Origin of the sequence: Paenarthrobacter sp. YAF11_1, assembly GCF_052113445.1 — a bacterium.
GTDB lineage: Bacteria > Actinomycetota > Actinomycetes > Actinomycetales > Micrococcaceae > Arthrobacter.
Map to the genome: position 1 here is coordinate 77,561 of NZ_JBFRDF010000009.1, position 21,746 is coordinate 99,306.

A 21,746-nucleotide genomic window follows, 5' to 3' on the forward strand; every position below is an offset into this window, starting at 1 on the left:
GTTGGAGTTCGCGAGCAGCCCGCATGCTCCCGTGATGGTCCCGTGAACCAGCAATGATGCCCGCACGTCGTACTGCCCGGATGGTGGCCTCGGGATCGGTTGTAGCATCAAATCCTCCTACTCCGGGAGAGTCTTCCGGCTTTTTCGACGGAATCTTTTGTTATCCGTTCTCTACGAGGGCTGGTTCGGTGCGGGGCAATGGGACATGGCACGCCCAGTTGCAGGCATGATGTTCAGTTGCTTGACTGCTGGATCCACGCTTCGATCCCGTCGGCGGTGCGGGGGATCGCGGCCGATAGATTCTCTGCGCCCTCTGCTGTCACCAGGATGTTGTCCTCGATGCGTACTCCGATGCCGCGTAGCTCCTCCGGCACCGTGAGGTCATCGGGCTGGAAGTAGAGTCCCGGTTCAATGGTGAAGACCATTCCGGGCTCAAGGATGCCGTCGAGGTACATCTCCCGGCGGGCCTGCGCGCAGTCGTGTACGTCGAGTCCGAGGTGATGGCTCGTGCCGTGGACCATGTAGCGGCGATGCTGTTGGTTTCCCTCCTCCAAGGCCTGCTCGACGCTGACCGTCAGTACACCCCATTCGACGGTTTTGCGGGCAATGACTGCCATGGCGGCGTCGTGGATGTCACGGAACCGGATGCCGGGACGTGCGGCGGCCAGGGCGGCGTCTGCTGCTTCCAGGACAGCCTCATGGACTTTGCGTTGCGCCACAGAGTAGCTTCCGCTCACGGGAAACGTTCTGGTGATGTCGGCGGTGTAGTAGCTGTCCATCTCCACGCCTGCGTCGAGGAGAACCAAATCACCGTTCACAGCGGGTCCGTCGTTGCGGGTCCAATGCAGGAGGCACGAGTGCACACCGGCTGCTGCGATCGTGTTGTAACCTACAGTGTTTCCCTCCGCCCGGGCCCGGCTGTTGAATACTCCGTCGATGAGGCGCTCGGCGCGGACATGGCCACGGATGCGGGGGAGGTCGGCGATGACGTCCGAGAATCCGAGGGCGGTGGCGGCTACGGCATTCCGTATCTGCTCTACCTCGTAGGGATCTTTGACGAGTCGCAGTTCGGAGAGGTCGCGGGCAAATCCAGCGTTGCGTATGACTGCACCGGGTTCCCGGCTCCCGATGGCATCGGCCAATTCCGGGTCGGCTTCCGATATGGTCACGGTCGGGTGTGCGGCTGTTGGGACGTGGCGCAGGAGCATGTCCAGATCGGCGATGTCGCGGGTCTGGAGTCCGAGGTCGGTGGCGACTTGCCGGAGAGAAGGTCTCGGGCCAATCCAGAACTCACCGATTTCCGGGTTCGCGTAGAACTCATCCGAGCCGCGTCCGGCCCGTTCGCGGAAGTACAGCGTCACCTCGTGGGTGTCGCCTGCTGGTTCGAACACGAGCACGGCTCCGGGCTCGGAATCGCTGCCCCATCCTGTCAGCCACGCAAACGCAGAGTGCGCCCGGAACGGATACGTCATATCGTTCGCTCGTTGTTTGAGGCGGCCCGCCGGGGCGAGCAGACGCACGCCTGGGTACCTTACGGAGACCCGCCTGCGCCGGTCTGCGGCAAATGCGGCCTGTTCCCGGGGCTGGGGCAGAACTTCGACATGTCTGGCCCAGTTTTCGCCAATGGCCTTCTTGAAGGATTCGGAATCGGGTGTGGTTGAGCGGTTCGAAGAGGAACCTGCATGAAGAGAAATAGTCGTTTCGGGGGGAGTCATTCGTCCACCTTTGATGGGAGGGTGAGGCCTCGTTTGAACCACGTGCGGAAGGCGCTGAGCTCGCTTATTCCAGCCCGAAGCGGCCGATGCGTTCGTAAAGGTGGGGTGTGCGGTAGCGCATCCATAGAGCACGGGCAACGCCGATCCCGAGGACTACAAGGTTGACGCCGGGGAGTATCCAGTTGATCGGGCCGCTCTGGGCTGTGTAGAACTCCATGTTGGCCAGAACCAGATAGACAACTACGGCCAGGGCAACCGCAGCCAGCGAGGGTGCGACAAACACCGTCCACCGTGATTGGCCACGCCGGTCCCTGAGGAAGAACGCGACCACTGCGATTGCAGTGAGGCACTCCATCGCAGGAATGCTGACCGCGACGGGCACGCTGCCGAGGACGAAGAGGTCCAAATAGGGGTCGAGTCCTGCGACGATGCAGAGCAAAATGACCACCAGTGTGAACGTGCTGTGGGCGAGGCTGGCCACCCAGGGTGCATTGGTTCGACGCGAGCGGCGAGCGAAGACGGCCGGTATCACTCCGTCGCGCGACAGTGCGTGGAGGTACCGGGTTGTGGCGTTGTGAAAAGCACTGACGGAAGCGAACCAGCTGCAGACGACGAGGATCGAGATGAGGTTGGCGAACCAGTCGCCGACGTACTGTCGGGCTGCGATGGCAAACATCTCGGTGGGCGTTGCGTTGGCGACGTCCACCACTGTCGAGCCGAACGCCTGAACGATTGACCAGGCAACAAAGGACTGCAGCAGTGCGATAACGGCGATGGACCCGAACGTTGCACGGCGCAGCGTGCGCACAGGATGTTTGGCCTCTTCACGGAACAGCGCAGTTGCCTCGAATCCTGCGAAGGCCGCGAAGACGACGAGAAGAACGACGCCGATTTGCCCTTCTGCGATGGCCCCTGGGCTCAATGCATCGAGGGATAGGCCGGAGGCGCCTCCTTGGGAGACAACGGCTACGCCCAGGATAGCGAGGACCGCCACTTCCGCGATCATGAAGAAGCCCAGCACCCGTAGGTTGAGCTCGACATTCAACTGCCCCAGGATGCCCATCACCAGGACGCCCCCGACGGCCCAAACCGGCCAGGGAACGGCAACACCGAACAGCGACTGGCCTGTCTGCTCGGCAAATACGGCGAACGGACCCACCGCTCCGGCGGATACCAGGGCGTATGCCAGTGCGGCGACGAACGCGACGCCGATGCCGAGTGGACGGCCCAGGCCTGCGGTGATGTAGGAGAAGAGCGCGCCGGCGTTGGGGACGAACCTGGTCATGGCCACGTATCCGACGGCGAACAGTGCCAGGAAGCCGCCGGCGATGAGGAACATGGCGGCAGTGCCAATGCCGCCGCGGCCTACTGCCAAGGGGATCGATCCGACGGCGAACCCAAGGGGCGCTGCGGCGGCGATGACGAAGAAGATGATGTGGCGGGCGCTCAGCGTTCCGGTCGGTGCCCCTTGCGGGCCCCGTCCGCCGGGAGCCGTCGCAGTATTCGATGACCTGTCGGTCATGGCGTTGCCTTTCGATGCGAAATACCGAGTGTGATTTCTGGTGGGGAGAAGGTGTGGCGGGTAGTGCAAGGAGTGGTCATTCGGGAGCCCCGAAGCCGCCGCCGCCACCTGTCAGGATTTTCAGTTCGTCCCCGGCAGAGAGATGCAGCCCGTTGACCTTAAGCAGGTCCGATCGTTGGACGCTGCCCGAGATTTCCACGCGGGGCGGTTCGCCAGGGGAGCCCCCGTTCAGTCCCCAGGCGGGGGTCAGGGAGCGGTCGAGCCAAAGGAACAGTTGCGTTGGTTCGTCGAATCGGTAGCTGCGGACGATGCCGTTCCCTCCACGATGCATGCCCGCACCACCGGAGTCGTGCCTGATGGCGTATTGCGTAACCGTGATCGGGTATCGGGATTCCAGCGCTTCAACGGGAGTGTTCCGGAAACTGCCATTGAGGACGTTGATGAGTCCGTCGGCTCCGTCTGACCGGCTGGACGCACCCCAACCGCCGGCGTGTGCTTCGACGCAGAGGTAGTCCGTGCCGCGAAAATCCTGGCCGGCAAAGTAAGTAATCATCGAATCACCAAACTGGGCCGCCGTGACACGTCCGGGCAGGACGTCCGCGAAGGCGCTGATGAAGAGATCCACCAGAAGTCCCAAGGTGGTGTAATACCAACCGCAGGCCGCTGGCTCCTCTGCATGGTGAACCGACCCCGGACGCGTCAGCACTTCGACGTTACGGAAGCATCCGCCGTCGAACGAGCGCTCGGGGGCGAACAGCAACTTGTAGGCAACGCGGATGGCGGCAACGGCCTGGGCGCGTCCGCAATTGATGGGCCCTGTTGTTGAATCGGGGCTCTGCGTTAGGTCAACGGTGAGTGTGTCGCCATGGACAGTGATCTTGATCGGGATCCTGACGGGGGCGTCCAGGATGATGCCGTCATTGTCCATGCAGCCGCTTCCGGTGTAGACGCCGTCGGGTATGTTGCTGACGGTATCCCTGTCGGACTCCTCGCTCTGGCGGAAGATTTCATCGCGAGCTGCCTCGATGACGCCAATGCTGAAGCGCTTGACGATCTCCAGCATGCGGCGCTGGCCGATCCGGCACGAGGAAATCATGGCGTTGATGTCGCCTACGATCAGCTCTCTACTGCGGCTGTTGCGGCGAATGATGTCGATGATGTCCTGGTTTGGCCCGTGGGCTGTGCAGATCTTTACCGGCCCGAGCAGGAGACCTTCCTGATATACCTCTGTGGTCTCGGTTCCTCCGCCGGGATCTTTACCGCCGACGTCGGTCACATCGCCGCGGACGGCGACGTAACCGATGATCTCGCCCTGAGAGTGTACGGGTGCAAAAAGGGTGACGTCGTTGACGTGCGTGCCCTGGATGTAGGGGTCGTTCAGGATGACGACATCGCCTTCGTTGAGCCACCCGGTCCCACCCCTGCGACGAAGAGTCTCCTTGATCGCTTCATCGAGGTTTCCCAGGAACAGGGGCAGGCCGCTGGACTGGCCCAGGACGTCTGCGTTGCGGTCAAGGATGGCGACGGCGGCGTCCTCGTTTTCGTAGAGAAGCGGCTGGAAGGCTGAGCGCACCAGCGTTGCGTGCATGTCTTCTGCTGCTGACAGGAAGAGGTTACGGACGATCTCTGTGGTCACTACGTCGGTGTTCATCAGCTGACCTTTCTAAGAATCATGGTGTCAAAGTCGCCGCGCGTGGCCTGCCACGACGGGGGGACCAGGGTTGTTGAACCGTCTTCCTGGATGATCGCGGGCCCGTTGACCGCTGCGACGCCAAGTGCGCTCCTGTGCACAACGCGCGCGTCATGGGTGACGCCGTCGATCCGCACTTTCCGGGCTGATTCCTTGGGGACATCCGGGCCAGGGCCTGACGATTCTGCCGGAGCCGAGCCGACACAGCCAACAGCAGCGAGCCTCACATTGACAAACTCGACGGGTGATTCGGGCATGCTGTGCCCGTACCGGCGCCGGTAGGCGTCGTGGAAGAGGCCAACCGCATCGTCCCCGCTGGCAATTTCGACGGAGATTGCATGCTCCTGACCGACGTAGCGCATGTCCGCCGAGAATTCGAACGTCTTGTCGTCGTCGGGGACGCGCTCGGTGTCCAGCAGTATTGATCCGTGGGCTTCCAATTGCTGGCATGTCTCATGGAACATCCGACGCACCTCCGGGTCATCCGCCAGGCCGGAGAGAGGTGCGGAGACGTCGTGCCGGATGTCGGCGTGCAGCATCCCCCAGGCCGAAAGCACACCGGTTGCGAAGGGAACAATTACTTCCCGGATTCCGAGTTCGTCCGCCAGGGCAGCACCGTGGAGGGGACCCGCACCCCCAAAGGCCACGAGCGCGAAATCCCGGGCATTAATACCCCGTCGCATGGTGAGAGTGCGGATGGCGTTGGCCATCATGCCGTTCGCCACCGCCACGATGCCTTCCGCGGCGGTCTCCGGCTCAATGTCCAAGGCTTTGCCCAGCCTGCCGACGGCCATCTGCGCCGCGTCAAGGCTCAGCTTCATCCGGCCACCCAGGAACCAAGCCGGATCAATCCGGCCCAGTACCACCTGGGCGTCGGTGACTGTAGGCTCAGTACCACCCTGTCCGTAGCATGCCGGACCAGGGTCGGAGCCGGCACTCTTGGGACCCACTCGAAGCCCGCCGGCTTCCGCGCGGGCAATGGAACCGCCCCCGGCGCCGATGGTGTGCAGTTCAACGACCGGCATCCGCATGACTTGGTCGGCGATTTCACCTTCGGTAGCCAGCGTCATCCTGCCGTCGATCACCAAGCTCACATCAGATGACGTTCCACCCATGTCGATGGCGATCAGGTTTGGCCGACCGAGCGAGCGGGCAAGTGTTTCGGCGGCAACGACGCCTCCAGCGGGCCCGCTAAGGATTGTTTGGATGGGTTGGCGCGCCACCAGTGTTGCCGAGCATATCCCTCCGCTGGACCTCATGACCTGCAGCGGAGCACTGCAACGCCGTTTGTCCAGTTCCACCGTCAGCGCTGTGAGGTAACGGTCAACTGTGCGCGCCACATAGCCGGTGGCGAGTGTGGTGGACGTCCGCTCGAACTCTCCCTGTTCCGGTGCGACTTCGTGGGAGAGAACTATCGAGGCCTCAGGCACGAGGGCGGCGAGGCGTTTGCGCAGGGTAATTTCATGGGTGGGATTCCTGTGGGCGTGGAGAAAGGAAACCGCGACGCTCGTGATGCCCTCCGCCAGCAGCCAGCCGGCAATCCGGCGGACGTCGTCGTCCTGCAGTGGCCGTTCCACGGATCCGTCAAAGCGGACCCTTTCATCGACAGAGACGATGGCATCCTTAGCGACGAGCGGCGTCGGCCGTTCAGGCGTCAGGCTCCAGATTTCCTTGTTCCCGCCGCGGCCCAGGATCGGAACATCTTCAAACCCGGCTGTGGTGATGAGTGCAATACGCTCACCAGTGCGGGAAAGGAGGGCGTTCAGGCCCGCGGTAGTCCCGTGAACAAGGAACTCGATGTCCTCCGCGATGCCAAGCTCGTCCAGGCCCCGGAGCATCCCAACGCTGGGATTATCCGGTGTGCTGAGGACTTTATGGAGGAGCGTGCTGCCGTCGCACCTGTTTTGCACGACGATGTCGGTGAAGGTTCCACCGATGTCCACTCCTACCCGTAAGTCTTTCTTMATGATGTATCCCTTGATGGTGTGAATTTGATTCGGATTTACTGAGTCAGCCGCCGGATCAGTTGGCAGATGAACCGGGAAGCGCAGCTCTGCAGTCGTGGATGATCGAGACTTCGGCGTCGCCCAAGGCGCCCTCCGCGGGGTCCAGCAGAGCCCTCAGCTCATTGGCAGCGGAGGCCCGTTCCGGGTTCGCCAACCAGGACTGGTAGGCCGGTTCGGCGTCCCAAACTGCGCTGATGACAACGCAATCCTGGTGGCGAAGTGGAACGCGTATCTCCGCTGCCAGGCACCCCGGTTGCGCGAGGGACCTCGCGAGGATGCCACGTTCCTCATAGAAATCCAGAACATCTTGAACGAGGCCAGGACGGGTTTTCAGGTGCAATTGAGTCCTGATCATTGGGGTTCCTTCCGGTCGAACGGTTCACTGCGGGTGGTAATCCTGAATCAGGACTCCCGCATCACAACGCGCCGACCAATGCAGCAGTACGACTTCTTTGTCAGTTGGGCAGTGCAGCGAATGCCCGTGTCCCGTGACCTTCTGCGAGCGACCATTTCGTCCCGAATTGGTGGGGGGGATTTGTTGGTCGAACGTTGTGGCGGGGGTAACACTTCGCTTGTATGAGCGTCCCACCCCAGCTAATACCTGTCAAGTGATAGGTAGTGTATTTTTGAAGTAACAGTCACCCATCCAGGTGGGTGGTCGCGGAGAGTCGCAGGGGTCCCTTCAGCGTGCCGTCCGGTCGGAGGCGGGGGATGGAATGCGGACGGGAATGTCACGGTCCCGCGTGAAAGGATGGAGCCATGCCAACCGAAATAAGGCCAGTACGCACCGGTCGTCCACGCAGTATCCCGGCGTCCGATACTGAACACTCGCCCCGGGAACAGATCCTTGACGCCGCCGCGGCGCTCTTCGTCGAAAACGGATTCACGGCCACATCGACCCGGACAATAGCCGAGCGGGTCGGCGTCCGTCAGGCATCCCTCTACTACCACTTCGCGAACAAGGAAGAAATGCTCGACGAGCTCCTCACCGCGTCCGTTCGACCCGGTCTGGAGGTTGTTCGCAGCCTTGAGGCACTCGTCCCTGCTTCGGCCAGCGCGGCCGGCGCCCTCCACGCTGCCGTTGTTCTGGATACAACGACACTGATCAAGGCCGCGCACAACTTCGCCATCCTGTGGTTGCTTCCGGAGGTACAAGGTGAGCGCTACAGCACCTTTCGCATGGAGCGGCAAGAGTTGCTCAACGTCTACGGAAGGCTTGGAGCTGCTGCTGCAACTGAGGTGGTGGCAGCAACGGTTTCGGAGGAACAACTGGGCGCGATCATCATCCACCTCACGGAGCTGATCAGCCATTTGCGTCGGAGCGGGGAACCGGACCCCGCGTACTTGGAAGTGATCGCCGCAACCGCTCTACGCGCGTGTGGACTGGACGCCGCCGCCGTCGAAGCCGCGATCGCCGAATCCGAGCGACTCCGCGTCAGAGTATAGAAGACCGCCAGAACGGCAGTGAAGGAAGTACCTCACCCACATCGCGGAGTACGGGTAGGACAAATCCCCTTACCGAAACGGCAGCCAGGTGCGTTGATGTGACCGGGACAGGGTGAACATCGAGGCCGTTCACCAGTGGTTGATCCGGGCAAACGGCGCGAAGACCGCTGGCCCGGTCCTCGCCCGGAACCAGGGACACGGCCGACGGCGGGATGCTGAGCCCCAGCCCTGCGGCCTTCAGCACTGCTTCTTTGGCAACCCACTGACGCATCCTCGACGACACGTCCAACTTGCCCATGATGGCCGCCTCACGGGGAGTAAGAACGTAGTCGTCAAAGCCGTCGAAGAGCTCTGACGGGACGCGTTCAACATCTGCCCCGACGCTGGCTGAGGCCGGAGCCACTGCCGCCATCACCATGCCGTGGCTCCGGGACAGGCTCAGCGACATTCCAGGCAGGACCGTCCGCCCATGGTCTGTGCTGCTACAGCCCGGGCACTGGCGGCTGATGTCCAACCCTTGTGCCGCCTGAACGCCCAGCCCCAACTGGTGCGTCGCGAGCAGGCGAAGCAGTACATGCGAGGCTGCGTAGTCCTGGCTGTCCGCCACGTTCCGAAACCGTCGTCGGGCGTCATTTTCGGCCGGGGAGAGGAATCGCTCCAGGCCGCCGACGCCGGAACACGCCGCCTCGACGACGGCGGACGGCAGAATCAAATAGCCGACGCCGGGCGTCCCAGACTGGGCGGTCACAGCTTGCTGATGCGTCGGTACTTTGCGATCGCCAGTGGTGCGAACACAGCGATGATGGCAAGGCTGCAGGAGACGGCGTAGACGAGGGCGTTATCGGCAGGCCATCCTCCGGGCGTAGTGAAGCCGGAAGGTGCAGCGTTTCCGAACAGCTCACGTACGGCCGTCGCAACGGATGTCACGGGGTTCCATTCGGCAATGGCGCGCAGGGGACCTGGAAGGGACGCCGTCGAAACGAAAGCGCCGGACACGAACGTCACCGGGAACAGCCACACCAGACCAAGGCTCTGGGCCACTTCGACACTGCGCGCGGTGAGGGCAATCAGCGCCCCAATCCAAGAGACGGCGAACGCGAAGAGCAACAGGACGCCCAATGCCGCCAGCAACTCCAGCGCGCCGGTGTTCATCCGCCAGCCGACGGCGACACCGCACAGCAGGGTCACCGCGATGGAAATGACGCTGGTGTACAGATCCGAGGTGGTGCGTCCCAGGATCACCGCGACACGGGACATGGGCAGTGACCGAAAACGGTCAATCAACCCCAGCTGAAGGTCTTTCGCCAAATACACGGCTGTAAAGGAAGCATTGAAAGTCAGGGTTTGGGCCAGGATGCCGCCAATAAGGAAGCTGCGGTACTGGTCGCCACCCAGGGAACCGCCGAAGACGAAGCCCAAAAGCAGGACGAACATGACAGGCTGCACGACGCCGGTGACCAGCGCCCCCGGGGTGCGGAGAACGTTGAGCAGGTTGCGGTGGGCAATGACAGAGCTGTCCCGGACAGCGGCGGTAACGATGCTCATGCGGGTACCCCTTCCTTGCTGTCGCTCTTGCGGTTTTCCGAATGCGCGTTTCCTCCGGTGAGCTGGAGGAAGACGTCGTCCAGTGTGGGACGGCGCAGCGACGCTTCGGTGACAGGCAGGGACCGATCGTCCAGTTCGGCCAGGACGCGCACAAGGACGCCGTGGCCACCGCGTGCTGCCACGGAAACTCTCAAAGCGGCCTGGTCCAGCTCGGGGGTCGCCAGCCCGCCGGTGGCCCCCGCCAGCACCGAGGCGGCCGCTTGCAGGTCGGCTCCATCGCGCACAGTAATCTCCACGCGTTCGGACCCGGCGCGGTCTTTGAGCTCGGAGGCAGTGCCTTCGGCTATGACGGTGCCGTGGTTGATGACGGCAATGTGGTCCGCCAACCTGTCAGCTTCTTCAAGGTACTGGGTGGTCAGGAGGACGGTTGTTCCTGCGGACACCAAGCCGGCAACCACGTCCCAGGTATCCAGCCGACCGCGCGGATCCAAGCCGGTGGTGGGTTCGTCCAGCACCACCACCTTGGGCCGTGCCACCACGGCTCCAGCAAGGTCCAAGCGGCGTCGCATGCCGCCTGAGAAGGCCCCGGCCCGCTTGCCGGAAACGTCCGTGAGCCGGAAATCCGCCAACAATTCGTGGGCACGGGCCGTGGCATTCCTGCGGTTCATGCCGTAGAGGCGGCCCACCATGTGCAGGTTCTCAAAGGCGGTGAGCTTTTCATCCACTGCGGCGTACTGCCCGGAGAGGCCAAGGTTGCGTCGTACCAGTTCAGGCTCAGTGCGGACGGAATGTCCGGCTACCCAGGCATCCCCTGAATCCGGTGTCAGCAAGGTGGTGAGGACCTTGACAGTGGTGGTTTTGCCGGAGCCGTTGGGCCCCAACAGTCCCAGCACAGTGCCTTCCGCCGCTTTGATCGTCAGGCCGTCCAGGGCCGTGAAGGCGCCGTAGGACTTGCGGACATTTTCTACCCGGATCACTGGCTGGCAGCAAGCTCGGCAACCTTGCGGGGAGCCATGTCCAACCACGTTTGCGACACGTACTCCAGGCAGGCTTCGCGGTTGTCCGGACCGAACATGGCTACCCACCCTTTGGGTGTGGCCGCGAATGAAGGCCACAAGGAGTGTTGCTGGTATTCGTTGACCAAGACGGAGAAGGTTGCTGAAGTGTCATCAAACGGGTTCGTCACGAGGATTGACCTTTCGGGTTGTTCCGGCGTTAACAGTGCCCCGGGTTCCGGAGCGTTGTAGGTCATTCGGACTCACCCCCCAAGCTGGATGGCCAAGGCGGGCATGATTGAGGGGAGAGCTGCGTCACTTAACATCCGGGAGTGCCTGTCCGGTACCTCGACGTCGGTGATGCTCCCGGTGATGTAGGGCTCCCAGGCGTCCGCTCCCGGTGTCCCCGCAGGCACGTCCACAGTCGCGCGGAAGAGCAGCAGGTCGCCGTCGAATAGGGCTGGTTCCTGTTCTCGAATCAGCCGGGCCAGCACTGGGAAGTTCTCCACCATGGCCTCCACGGCATCGAGCGGAACAGTACCCAGCGGGTTGTGGTTCCTGCGGAGGATTTCCTGGGCCCTGCCAGCGTCAAGTCCTTCAGCGTCGGCTTCATCAAGTGCATACCCTTGCGCCTCAAGATAGGCAGCCCAAATTCCGGAGCCGTTTCCGACAATGTCGTTGTTCTTCTGGGTTCCAGGAAAAGCGTCAAGGATGGCCAGCGAAGCAACCTTTTCGCCTAGCTCCTGGAGTCGTGTGGCGAGTCGGTGAACCAGATGCCCGCCGAAGGACCAGCCCAGAAGGTGATAAGGACCCGACGGCTGCACCGATCTGATGCGGGCTATGTAGGAGTCCGCGAGTTCCGTCAGGTTCTCCGCAGTGACACTGTGGGTGGAGCCCGGTTCCATGCCTGGCATTTGAAGCCCGATCAGCGGCCGCTCAGGATCCAAGGAACCGAGCATCGAGGCAAATCCCCAGGCAATGCCCGACGCCGGATGGACGGCGAACAGGGGTGCCTTGGTGCCGCTGGTGCGCAGTGGAAGGATCTGGCGCAAGCTCTCCGCAGCTCCTTCCTCCGCACCGCGTGAGGCCTCCTGCAGCAGGCCTACCACTGTCGGTGCACGGAAGAGCGACTGGACCTGGAGCGAGGTTCCCAGCGCTGCGTTAATACGGGCAATCAACGGTTGCGCCAGGAATGAATGCCCGCCCAACTCGAAGAACGATTCATCCACCCCGGCTTTGTCCAGGGACAAAACGTCGGCGAAGATCGCGGCCACCGTTGCCTCCCGTGGGGTCCGGGGCGCCGTGCCGGACGTCCGGGGAGCGCTGGACGCTTCCGGCAGACCCGCAAAGTCCACTTTGCCGTGGTGAGTCAGGGGAATCTCGTCGATTGTCACCACAACCGCCGGCACCATGTAGTCCGGCAACAAGCTGCGCAGATGTGTGCGGACGCCTTCAGTGAAGGCCGCCACGTCATCAGGACCATCAACGGTGGTGCCCGCCTCGGGAACCACCCACGCCACCAACCGCACACTGTCCCCGGAGGGCACTGCCCGGACGACGGCGGCTTGGACGTCCACGGCTGTAGTGGCCGCCTGCTCGATCTCCCCGGGTTCCACGCGGAAGCCACGGATCTTGAGCTGATCGTCGTTGCGTCCGGAGAAGACGATGCTCCCATCCCAGTGCCGCGCCACGAGATCTCCCGTGCGGTACATGCGCCCACCATCGGCGCTGAACGGATCAGCCACAAAGCGTTCAGCCGTCAGGCCAGGCTGGCCGCGGTAGCCGTTGGCCAACTGGCAGCCCGCGATGTACAGCTCGCCGGGAACCCCTGGAAGCGCTGGCTGCAGCAGGGGGTCAAGAACGTACAGGTTGGTCCGGGACGTGGCGTCTCCCAGCACAGGAACTCTGTGGTCACTGACGCGCGCCATCACAGTATCGACCGCTGCCTCGGTGGGCCCATAGAGATTCCATGCAGTGACGTTGTCCTTGCCGGAAAGAGCGTCCCAGAGGGCGGGATCGAAGGCTTCGCCCCCCAAGGCAAGGCTGAAACCGGATGCCAGGCCGGCTCCGTCCAGCACCCGGGTGAATGCTGGTTCTGTCAGCAGTTGCCGGGCGTAACCGGGCGTTGTTTCCCAGACGCTGATCTGGCGGTCTTCAAAGTATTCGGCCAGTGCGGCAGGATCGCGCCGGACGTCGTCTCCCACCATATGGAGCCGATGCCCGGCAATCATCCAGAGGATGGGATCCCACGACGCATCAAAGCCGACTCCGGTGGTGTGAGCCACCATCTGTTGGACTCCGGTGGTGTCCGGATCGAGTCCCGCAAAGAGGGTCTCGCCATGAGATTCCAGCAGCGCTGCCAAGGCGCCATGGCTGACCTCCACACCCTTGGGCCTGCCCGTGGAACCAGAGGTAAACATCACGTAGGCGAGGTCGCGTCCTGCGGGTTGGCGCTCAAGGAGTTCCTGGACGGAGCCCAACCCGGTACCGCCTCCGGGCCCCAGGAGTTCGGGCAACAACACCAGCTGCGGAACCGCAGCACCGGGGTTCCGGGCAGCCATCATGGACAGCAGGACTGACATGCGTCCGGATTCCGGTTCAGAGCTGACCACCACAGCAGGTCCGGCATCTTCCAGGATGGCCACCACGCGGTCGTCCGGGTACTCGGTATCAATCGGGTTGTAGACGGCGCCCGCGGCAACCACGCCCAACAAAGCCTGAATGGTTCCGGCGGACCGGGGCAGGAACACCGAGACGACGTCGCCAGCGGTGATTCCCCGCTGTTCCAGTCCGGTCGCCACGCGGCCCACGGAACGGGCCAGCTCAGCGAAGGTATGCTCGCCGGCGTCGGTGACGAGCGCTACGGAGTCCGGGGCAGACTGGACGGTGGCAGCGAAGGCGGCCAAAACGCCGTCGGGCGCTTCTGCTTGATGCCCGACGGCGGAATGCCGTCCCGCTGTAAGGGTCGCCAAGGCGGCGGCTTCCTGAGGATCAAGTAACGTCAGTGCGGCGATGGGCGTGTCCGGATCGGTGGCAGCCCGCTCCACGAAACGCACCAAGCCTGTCACCAGCCGTTCAATGGTGGCTTCCTGGAACATGGCCGCGTTGTACTCCAGGGTGGCTGACAGTCCAGAGGTGGCCGGACGGAAGGTGAAGGAGAGATCGAATTTGGCCTCCCCGGAGCCGTTCTCCGGCAGCGGACTGACCCTGGCGCCCGGCAGGTCTGGAACGGAGGCGGGGGAGCTGTCGACGGTCAGCATGGTTTGGAACAGTGGATGCCGCCCCAGTTCACGTTCGGGATTCAGCACCTCCACGAGCCGTTCAAACGGCACGTCGTCACCATCGAACGCTGCCAGGACGCTGGTCCGGGCACGGTCCACCATGCTCCGCAGCGTAGGAGTCCCGGCGGCACTGATCCGCAGTGGCAGGGTGTTGACGAAGAACCCCACCAGCTCTTCCAATGCCGGGTCCGCTCGTCCGGCCGTGGGTGAACCAATGACGATGTCATCGCCGGCACCCATGCGGTGCAGGAATCCGGCCAGGACGCCGTGGAGGGTCATGAAGAGGCTCGCGTTGGAGGTGGCCGCCAACGAGCTCAGGGACTCAAGAGCGGCTGCGCTGAGCTGGAACGTGCGCTGTTTGCCGGGCTGCCGGGCCTCACGGGGACGGCGGGCATCGGCGGGCAGGGTGAGCTCCGTCGGAATGCCGGCCAGGGCCTCCTTCCAGACCCCGACCTTCCGGGCTGTGACTCCAGCAGCGCCAAGTTCCTCCTGCTGCCACGCACTGAAGTCCGCGTATTGGAGGCTGAGTGGAGCACGGCTGTTTGCCGCTCCGGTGAGTGCGGCCGAGTAGGCCTCTGAAAGGTCCCGGGCCAGCGGTGCGAGGGACGCGCCGTCGCTGGCGATGTGATGGAGAACCAGCTGGAGGACCCATTCGGGATCGTCGCTGTAACCGCGGCGCAGGAGGATGGCGCGCAGGGGGAGGTCGGTGCTGACATCGAAGCCCTTGCGTGTCTCCCCGGCCAGGATCGTGTTTTCCTCTTCTTTGGAGTTCACCGGGATGATCCGCAGTAGGCCGTGGGCTTGCCCGACCGGGTGGACCCGCTGGTGCGGGGTGCCGGCTGCCGCCGGGTAACTGGTCCTCAGGACCTCGTGCCTGGCCACCAAACAGTCGACGGCGGCGGACAGGGCTTGCTCATCTACCTCACCCTCCAGCCGGGCGCCCAAGGAAATGTTGTAGTCTGCCGAGCCTGGATCCAGCTGATTGAGGAACCACATGCGTCGCTGGGCAAAGGACAGGGCAGGGTCCTCATCAGGGACGTCAGTACGTGTGGCGATCCACTCCGAAAGGGTTCGCCCGGTCTCCGGCGCGTGGTCCGCGTGAACTGCGGGGCCGTCGTCGAGCGTTGAACCATCCGGCCGTCCGGACGACACAGCGGCCAAAAGTGCCCCCGGAGTCGGCAGGTCAAAAAGTGTCCGCAGCGGAAGGGCAGCGCCGAAGGCTTCCCGGATCTTGCCCATGATGGTGATCGCCAGAAGAGAATGGCCTCCCAGGAGGAAGAAGTCGTCGTCCATGGCTACCGTGTCCAGCCCAAGGACCTCGCCGAAAATTCCTGCCATGACATGCTCTTCCGGCGTAGACGGAGCCAGGCCTTTGCCCGCTCCGGCTGCCGCGGGTGCCGGGAGGGCCTTGCGGTCCAACTTGCCGTGCGATGTCAGGGGAAGAGCCGGGATGGACATGATCAGCGCGGGCACCATGTAGTCAGGCAGCTTTCGTGCGGCGTGCGTTCTTAGCTCTGCACTGTCCACGTCGCCCACGACGTACGCGATGATCCTCTGGGCCGGATTGCCATCGGGTACGGCCACTGCTTGTCGTACCTGAGGATGGTCGGACAGGGCTGATTCCACCTCACCCAACTCGATCCGGAACCCGCGCACCTTCACTTGGTCATCGGTCCGGGAAAGGAACTCCAGCGCGCCGCTGGCGTCGCGCCTCACCAGGTCGCCAGTACGGTACATTCGGCTTCCGTCAGCGGCGAAGGGATTCGCCACGAAACGCGAAGCCGTCTCGGCGGGTCGCTGGTCGTATCCCTGCGCCATCCCGTCGCCGGCCAGATACAGTTCGCCGGGGACACCGGTTGGAACTGGCTGCAGGTAAGGGTCCAGCACCCAGGCAGAGGTGTTGCCGGCTGGCCGGCCAATCACCGGCTTGGGGCCGGTGATGTCCGCCATGACCGAGTCAACGGTGAACTCAGTGGGGCCGTAGAAGTTCACCGCCTGAACGGAGGGATCAGCGGCCAGTCGCTCCCACAGGGCCCCGGACACGGGCTCGCCGCCGAGGGCAAGGATCAGCGGCCGGTCACGTTGGTGCTCCAGCAGTCCGTACTGCACCAATTGCGCGGCAAAAGACGGTGTGGTTTCCAAAACCCCGATGCCATGGCTGAGGCAGTACTGGGTGAGGCTTTCAGCGTCGCCGCGCTCTGCGTCGGCCACCATGTGCAGGTCGGCACCGGCGACCATCCAGAGCATCGGATCCCACGCCGCATCGAAGCCGAGCCCGGCGATGTGCGCAACGGAAACAGGGTTTCCCGTGCCTGCCGCGAAGCGAGGCGAAAACAGCGTGCGGTGGTGGTGCGCGTAGAGGTTGGCCAAAGCACCGTGCGTCACCGCCACGCCCTTGGGCCGCCCGGTGGAACCCGATGTGTACAGCACGTAGGCGAGTTCCGCGGGACCGGGCAGGCGATCCGCCAGCATGGTGTCTGCGACCGCAGTGCCGGTCTCCACGAGGCTGGCGAGAGTCACTGCCGTGACAGCTTCGACGCCGGTACTCGCCTCGTCGTGGATAATCACCACCGCTGGGGTGCTGTCCTCCAGGATCATCCGGATCCGTTCCGTGGGATAGGACAGATCGATGGGGACGTAGACCGCACCCGCCGTGAGCACGGCAAAGGCAGCGGCCACGACGTCCGCTGAACGTGGGATTGCCACCGCCACGCGGTCACCTGGACGTACGCCCTGGGCGGTGAGTCCCTTGGCGAGTGTGTCCACCCGTTCCTGGAGCTGGGCGAAGGTCCATGATGCCTTCGCAGTAACTACGGCGGTGCTTGACGGGCGCAGGGCGGCAGTCTCGGAAAGCGCGTCCAGGATGGTGGGCCACGGAACGGCGTCTTCTGTGGCAGCGCTGTGGGCCAGGACATCGGCATGATCAGCCGGGCTCTGTATCCGCAAGCGGTGCAGGCTCACGCGCGGGTCTGCGGCGAACTGCCCGGCAACCAGCGCAAAACCCTCAGCCAGCCGTTCCACCGTACTGCGGGTGAAGAGGGCAGGGTTGTAGGAGAGGGATCCTGAGATGCCGGCACTGGCTGTTTCGGCAAGATCCACAAGGAGGTCGAACTTTGCCCCGCCCGGCTCCCTCCCCAGGTCCGCGGAGGCTTCCAGACCTTCCATGGAGAGCGTGGCATCGGGGGTGTTTTGCAGCGTCAGCATCACTTGGAACAGGGGATGGCGGTGGCGCGAACGCGTCGGGTTCAGTTCCTCCACCACACGCTCAAAGGGAGCGTCCTGGTTTCCGTACGCGTGCAGGTTGGTGTACCGAACGCTTTCCACCAGCTCGGCTGCCGTCGGGTTTCCGGACGTGTTGGTCCGCAGCACCAACGTGTTGACGAAGAAGCCCACCAGATCATTCAGTTGCGTATCGGTCCGACCCGCCACCGGGGTGCCGAGCGGTACGTCCTCGCCAGCGCCCGCCTTTGTCAGCAGTGCGGCGAGCGCGGCCTGCAGCACCATGAAAAGGCTTGCATTGTGCTTCCTCGCCAGCGCGTTCAGGCCCGCCGTGGTGGCGGCGTCCAGTTCCAAGGGAATTGACGACGCCGGGAGCTCGCCTTCGCGGGTTCCGCGCGGGAAGTCGTAGGGTAGCTGGAGTTCCTCCGGGGATCCCTTGAGCTCGCGTGACCAGAATTCCAGCTGCCGCGAAATCGGGCTGGAAGGATCGTCTTCCCGTCCCAGGGCTTCGCGCTGCCACAGGGTGTAGTCGGCGTACTGGACGGGCAGGTCAGTGGCGAGCGCTGCCGCTCCGTGCAAACGTGCTGTGTAGGCCTCGGACAGGTCCCGGGCCAGCGGAGACAAGGACCAGCCGTCGGCCGCCACATGGTGCAACGTGATGGCCAGGACGTGGTGGTCGGGTGCCAGCTGGAACAAAACCGTTCGGACCGGGAGCTCTGTGGTGATGTCGAAGCCGCGCTGGGTCTCTGCTTGCAAGGCCCGTTCCAGATTGTCCGAGTCGCACTGCACGGCCAGGAGTTTCGCCGCCGATGCCACGGACGGAAGGATTTCCTGGCGCGGTTCACCGCCGGACCAAGGGAAGATGGTGCGCAATGTCTCGTGCCGGGACACGACGTCGATGAGCGCCCCTTCCAAGGCACCCACATCCAGGCGGCCCTTCAGGGTCAGGACTACCGGGATGTTGTAAGCGCCGGACTGGTGGTCCAGGCGGTTCAGGAACCAGAGCCTGCGCTGGGCGAAGGAAAGGGGGATGGCTGCCGGCCGCTCCACAGCTCGCAACGAGGGAGTAGACGTTCCGTCGGATTCCAACGCCGCAGCGAGCCCCGCGACGGTGGGCTCTTCGAAGATGGTGCGCAGGGCCGGGGCTGAACCTGTGGTGTCCCGCAGGAACGCGGCCAGTCGTGTGGCCAGCAGTGAGTGGCCTCCCAGCTCGAAGAAGTCGTCCTCAAGGCCTGCGGCTTCCACGCCCAGAATCTCGCGAAAAGCTTCGGCCACCACACGCTCGGCAGGCGTCCGAGGTTCAGTGGTTGCTTCCTCCGGTCCTGGCGTTGGCAGTGCACGGGTGTCCAGCTTGCCGTTGGCTGTCAACGGTATGGACTCGATGGTGACGACGGCTGCGGGCACCATATAGTCCGGCAAGGTCCGGCGTGCCTCCTTGCGAATGGCTGCCGAGTCCAGTGCCTCTATGGCCGCGCCGCCGTTGGTTCCATGCCCGGGGTCGGCGGCGGTGACGTAGGCGAGGAGTTGGTCGTAGCCTGCCTTGTTCTTCGCCACGGTCACCGCGGCCTGCGCCACCCCTGCGATACCCCGCAGGACTTCTTCGATCTCGGCCAGTTCAATCCGGAATCCCCGGATCTTGACCTGCTGGTCCATCCGCCCAAGGAACTGCAGGGTGCCGTCGTCCAAACGACGCACGACGTCGCCGGTACGGTACATGCGCGAGCCGTCTTCAACAAAGGGATCGGCCACGAAACTCCCGGCACTCAATCCGGGCTGGTCAAGATATCCGCGCGCGAGGTTGGGGCCCGCAACATAGAGTTCACCGATGGCATTGATCGGAACCGGGTTGAGGCCCGAGTCAAGGATGTAGTGCCGGCTGTTGGCTACCGATCCTCCGAGGGTGACATCGGTGCCGGGTTCCATCACAGCAGTCAGCGAGTCCACGGTGGTTTCGGTGGGGCCGTAGAAGTTATAGGCCACGACGCCTTCATGGGCTGCCAACTCGCGCCACGTAACTGGGTCCACGGCTTCGCCGCCCAGGGCAACCACAGAGGGGTGGGCGTCCTGGTCGAAGAGCCCACCGGCCAGCAGGGCCTTGGCAAACGACGGCGTTGTTTCGATCGAGTCGATGTGTTCTTCGGCCAGGAACAGGCTCAGGGCTTCGGGATCGCGACGCGTTTGGTTGTCCACCATATGCAACTCGTGACCGGCCAGAAGCCACAGGATTGGATCCCAGGACGCGTCAAAGGACAACCCCGCGGTGTGGGCCACGCGGAGGTGACGGCCGAGCCGCAGCGTGGCGGGGTCAAAAATCCTGTCCCGGTGTGACGTGAGCAGGTTCAGCAGCGCCAGATGTTCCACGCCGACGCCCTTGGGGCGGCCGGTGGAGCCGGACGTAAAGATCACGTAGGCAAGATCGTGCTGGCCGGCGAGGGGCGCCAACGGCGTCGCGTCGTAGTCGTCCAAAGACGCAGTGGTCACGGCGGAATCCAAAACCGCCACAGGGATGCTTGTCTCCGGCCTTCCTTGATCAATGCTCACGGTCAAAGCAGTCTCCGTGAGCAGAATGACCGGTGCCGCGTCCTCCAACATGCCTTCCACACGACCTGCCGGGTAGTCCGGGTCCAACGGAACGTAGGCGGCTCCGGCATTAAGGATGGCCAGAATGGCAACAGGCAGCAGAACGCTGCGGTCCAACCGGACGGCGACCGTGGTCCCAGGCATGGCTCCGCGCTCGCGGAGGAAACGGGACAGTTGGTTGGAGCGCCGTTCCAGCTCTGCAAAGGTCAGGGAGCGGTCAGAAGCAACGACTGCGGTTCTTTCGGGTGCCGCTGCGGCCACCGATTGAAACTCCTCAACAACCGTGTGGCCCGGCAGGTCCACGGACTCGGCGTCTCCCTCGGCGAGCAGAGACTGTTCTTCCGCCGTCGACGTCACTGACAGGGCCGCCGTCGGATCTTCAGGGCTGGCCAGAAGCGAGCCCAGGAGTCGGACGAACCGCGTCAGGTGCTGGTCCAGGCCTTCTTGGCTGTAGAGGCCAGCATTCGCCGCGAACTGCACTGTCACTCCGCCAGACGCATTGTGTCCGAGCCCATGGACAATGACGGACAAGTCATCAATGGGGCCAGTGGACAGGATGTGCATGCTGCCGGTTGCCTCGCCGAACGCGATGTCGTCCAGCACCGGAAGGATATTTACCGATGGTCCAAGGTAATTGCCCTGCCCGCTCATGGACTCGTAGCGGGTTCGCTGGTGGATCAGGGCGCCGCGGAGTTTTCCACCCGTAGCGGTCACCATGTCCTGGACAGTGGCCCCCGGGGTGATGTGCAGCCGGATCGGGACGATATTGGACAGCATGGACGGCGTGGACTTGGCCAGCTTCCCTCGACGGGCCGTGACGGGCAGTGCGAGGGAGACATGCTGTTCGCCAGTCATCCTGTGCAGGTAAAGGGACACTGCCGTCAGAATCAACGCCGGCGCGCTGCCGGACGCTGACTGAAGGGCATCGACCGCGGACTGGGGGAGCGTCCGGGTGGAACGCAGCAGGGCGTCGGCCGTTCCCAAGGGGCGGCCGGCGAGTCCAGCCGGGGTTGGTTCGTCGTCGAGTTCGTCAATCCAGTAGGCCGCGTCGGCTGCTGCCGCGGCGGAGTCCTGGTATTCATGGTCGTCCGCAATGAGTTCATCAAGCGTCGTAAAATCGAGGGCCGCGGCCTTGGCCATGTCCTTGGCGGCGCTCAGTGCCTCGTAAACTGCAGCGACACGACGCAGTACCAGCACAGCGGAATATCCGTCCAGCAGCAGGTGGTGGACGCGCTGGTAAAAGAAGTGCCTGCTCCCGGAGATCCTGATGACCTCGGTGTGGAGTAGCCCGCCGTCCTCTACTGTGCGTGCTTGCGCCATGTCAGAGTCCATCAGCGCGCGAGCGGTTTGTTCGCGCGTGGCTTCGTCCCCGCAACCGCTCAAATCGGTGAACTGCACCGTAGCTTCCATGGCTTTTGCATACTGGAACGGGCCGTCATCGTCTTCACCGAATGCCAGGTTCAATGCCGGCGTCTCCACAACGGCGCGAGCCACGGCCGCCTCCAGCCGTGAAACATCCAGCGGGCCAGTGATCTCGATGAACTGTCCAATCTGATACATCGGGCTGCCATGCGCCAACTTTTGCGCGTACCAGATGCCTCGCTGTGCTGCAGTTAAACCCATCCGGGCCGGTGCCTGGTGCTCCGGAACGCCGGGCTGGTCAGGGGAAGCGGGGATAGGGGAGTTCATAATCCTTCTCTGCGGTGGGGAGGTGTGGGAAAGCAGCGGCAGCCCTGGGAATCAGGAC

General features: G+C 63.7%; 11 protein-coding genes. 1 reads left to right on the forward strand and 10 read right to left on the reverse strand.

The features are described 5' to 3' along the window. Positions 1 to 233 precede the first annotated feature (233 nt). The 5 genes from AB4Y77_RS14895 to AB4Y77_RS14915 all read right to left on the reverse strand — a co-directional run bounded on the left by AB4Y77_RS14895 (position 234) and on the right by AB4Y77_RS14915 (position 7,288). A complete protein-coding gene (locus AB4Y77_RS14895) occupies positions 234 to 1,715 on the reverse strand; it encodes an aminopeptidase P family protein (RefSeq protein ID WP_442014471.1) in 1,482 nt (493 codons plus the stop codon). Between the two features lie 64 nt (positions 1,716 to 1,779). After that, positions 1,780 to 3,237: an APC family permease gene (locus AB4Y77_RS14900; RefSeq protein WP_442014472.1), complete on the reverse strand. Its 1,458-nt coding sequence runs from the start codon at positions 3,235 to 3,237 to the stop codon at positions 1,780 to 1,782. A gap of 76 nt (positions 3,238 to 3,313) precedes the next feature. Continuing rightward, complete coding sequence (locus AB4Y77_RS14905) at positions 3,314 to 4,888, reverse strand: hydantoinase B/oxoprolinase family protein (RefSeq protein ID WP_442014473.1); 1,575 nt, start codon at positions 4,886 to 4,888, stop codon at positions 3,314 to 3,316. Beyond that, on the reverse strand, positions 4,888 to 6,870 hold the full coding sequence (locus AB4Y77_RS14910; RefSeq protein ID WP_442014474.1) for a hydantoinase/oxoprolinase family protein: 1,983 nt from the start codon (positions 6,868 to 6,870) through the stop codon (positions 4,888 to 4,890). Before AB4Y77_RS14910 ends, AB4Y77_RS14905 begins: the two co-directional genes overlap by 1 nt. Positions 6,871 to 6,949: 79 nt before the next feature. Beyond that, positions 6,950 to 7,288, reverse strand: a complete 339-nt coding sequence (locus tag AB4Y77_RS14915; protein WP_442014475.1) for an antibiotic biosynthesis monooxygenase family protein — start codon at positions 7,286 to 7,288, stop codon at positions 6,950 to 6,952. Between the two features lie 404 nt (positions 7,289 to 7,692). Here AB4Y77_RS14915 and AB4Y77_RS14920 point away from each other — a divergent pair, with 404 nt between their 5' ends. Beyond that, positions 7,693 to 8,379, forward strand: a complete 687-nt coding sequence (locus AB4Y77_RS14920; protein WP_442014476.1) for a helix-turn-helix domain-containing protein — start codon at positions 7,693 to 7,695, stop codon at positions 8,377 to 8,379. On the opposite strand, the gene AB4Y77_RS14925 is transcribed toward AB4Y77_RS14920, so the two are convergent. The 5 genes from AB4Y77_RS14925 to AB4Y77_RS14945 are packed head-to-tail and all read right to left on the reverse strand — an operon-like array spanning position 8,369 to position 21,688. Continuing rightward, positions 8,369 to 9,127: a 4'-phosphopantetheinyl transferase family protein gene (locus AB4Y77_RS14925; RefSeq protein ID WP_442014477.1), complete on the reverse strand. Its 759-nt coding sequence runs from the start codon at positions 9,125 to 9,127 to the stop codon at positions 8,369 to 8,371. The two genes, AB4Y77_RS14920 and AB4Y77_RS14925, sit on opposite strands and share 11 nt — an antisense overlap. Then, positions 9,124 to 9,924, reverse strand: a complete 801-nt coding sequence (locus tag AB4Y77_RS14930; RefSeq protein ID WP_311212215.1) for an ABC transporter permease — start codon at positions 9,922 to 9,924, stop codon at positions 9,124 to 9,126. Before AB4Y77_RS14930 ends, AB4Y77_RS14925 begins: the two co-directional genes overlap by 4 nt. Further along, on the reverse strand, positions 9,921 to 10,901 hold the full coding sequence (locus AB4Y77_RS14935) for an ATP-binding cassette domain-containing protein (protein ID WP_311212214.1): 981 nt from the start codon (positions 10,899 to 10,901) through the stop codon (positions 9,921 to 9,923). The genes AB4Y77_RS14930 and AB4Y77_RS14935 overlap by 4 nt, the downstream gene beginning before the upstream one ends. Further along, complete coding sequence (locus AB4Y77_RS14940; protein WP_311212213.1) at positions 10,898 to 11,176, reverse strand: MbtH family protein; 279 nt, start codon at positions 11,174 to 11,176, stop codon at positions 10,898 to 10,900. The genes AB4Y77_RS14935 and AB4Y77_RS14940 overlap by 4 nt, the downstream gene beginning before the upstream one ends. A gap of 6 nt (positions 11,177 to 11,182) precedes the next feature. After that, on the reverse strand, positions 11,183 to 21,688 hold the full coding sequence (locus tag AB4Y77_RS14945; RefSeq protein ID WP_442014478.1) for an amino acid adenylation domain-containing protein: 10,506 nt from the start codon (positions 21,686 to 21,688) through the stop codon (positions 11,183 to 11,185). Positions 21,689 to 21,746 lie beyond the last annotated feature (58 nt).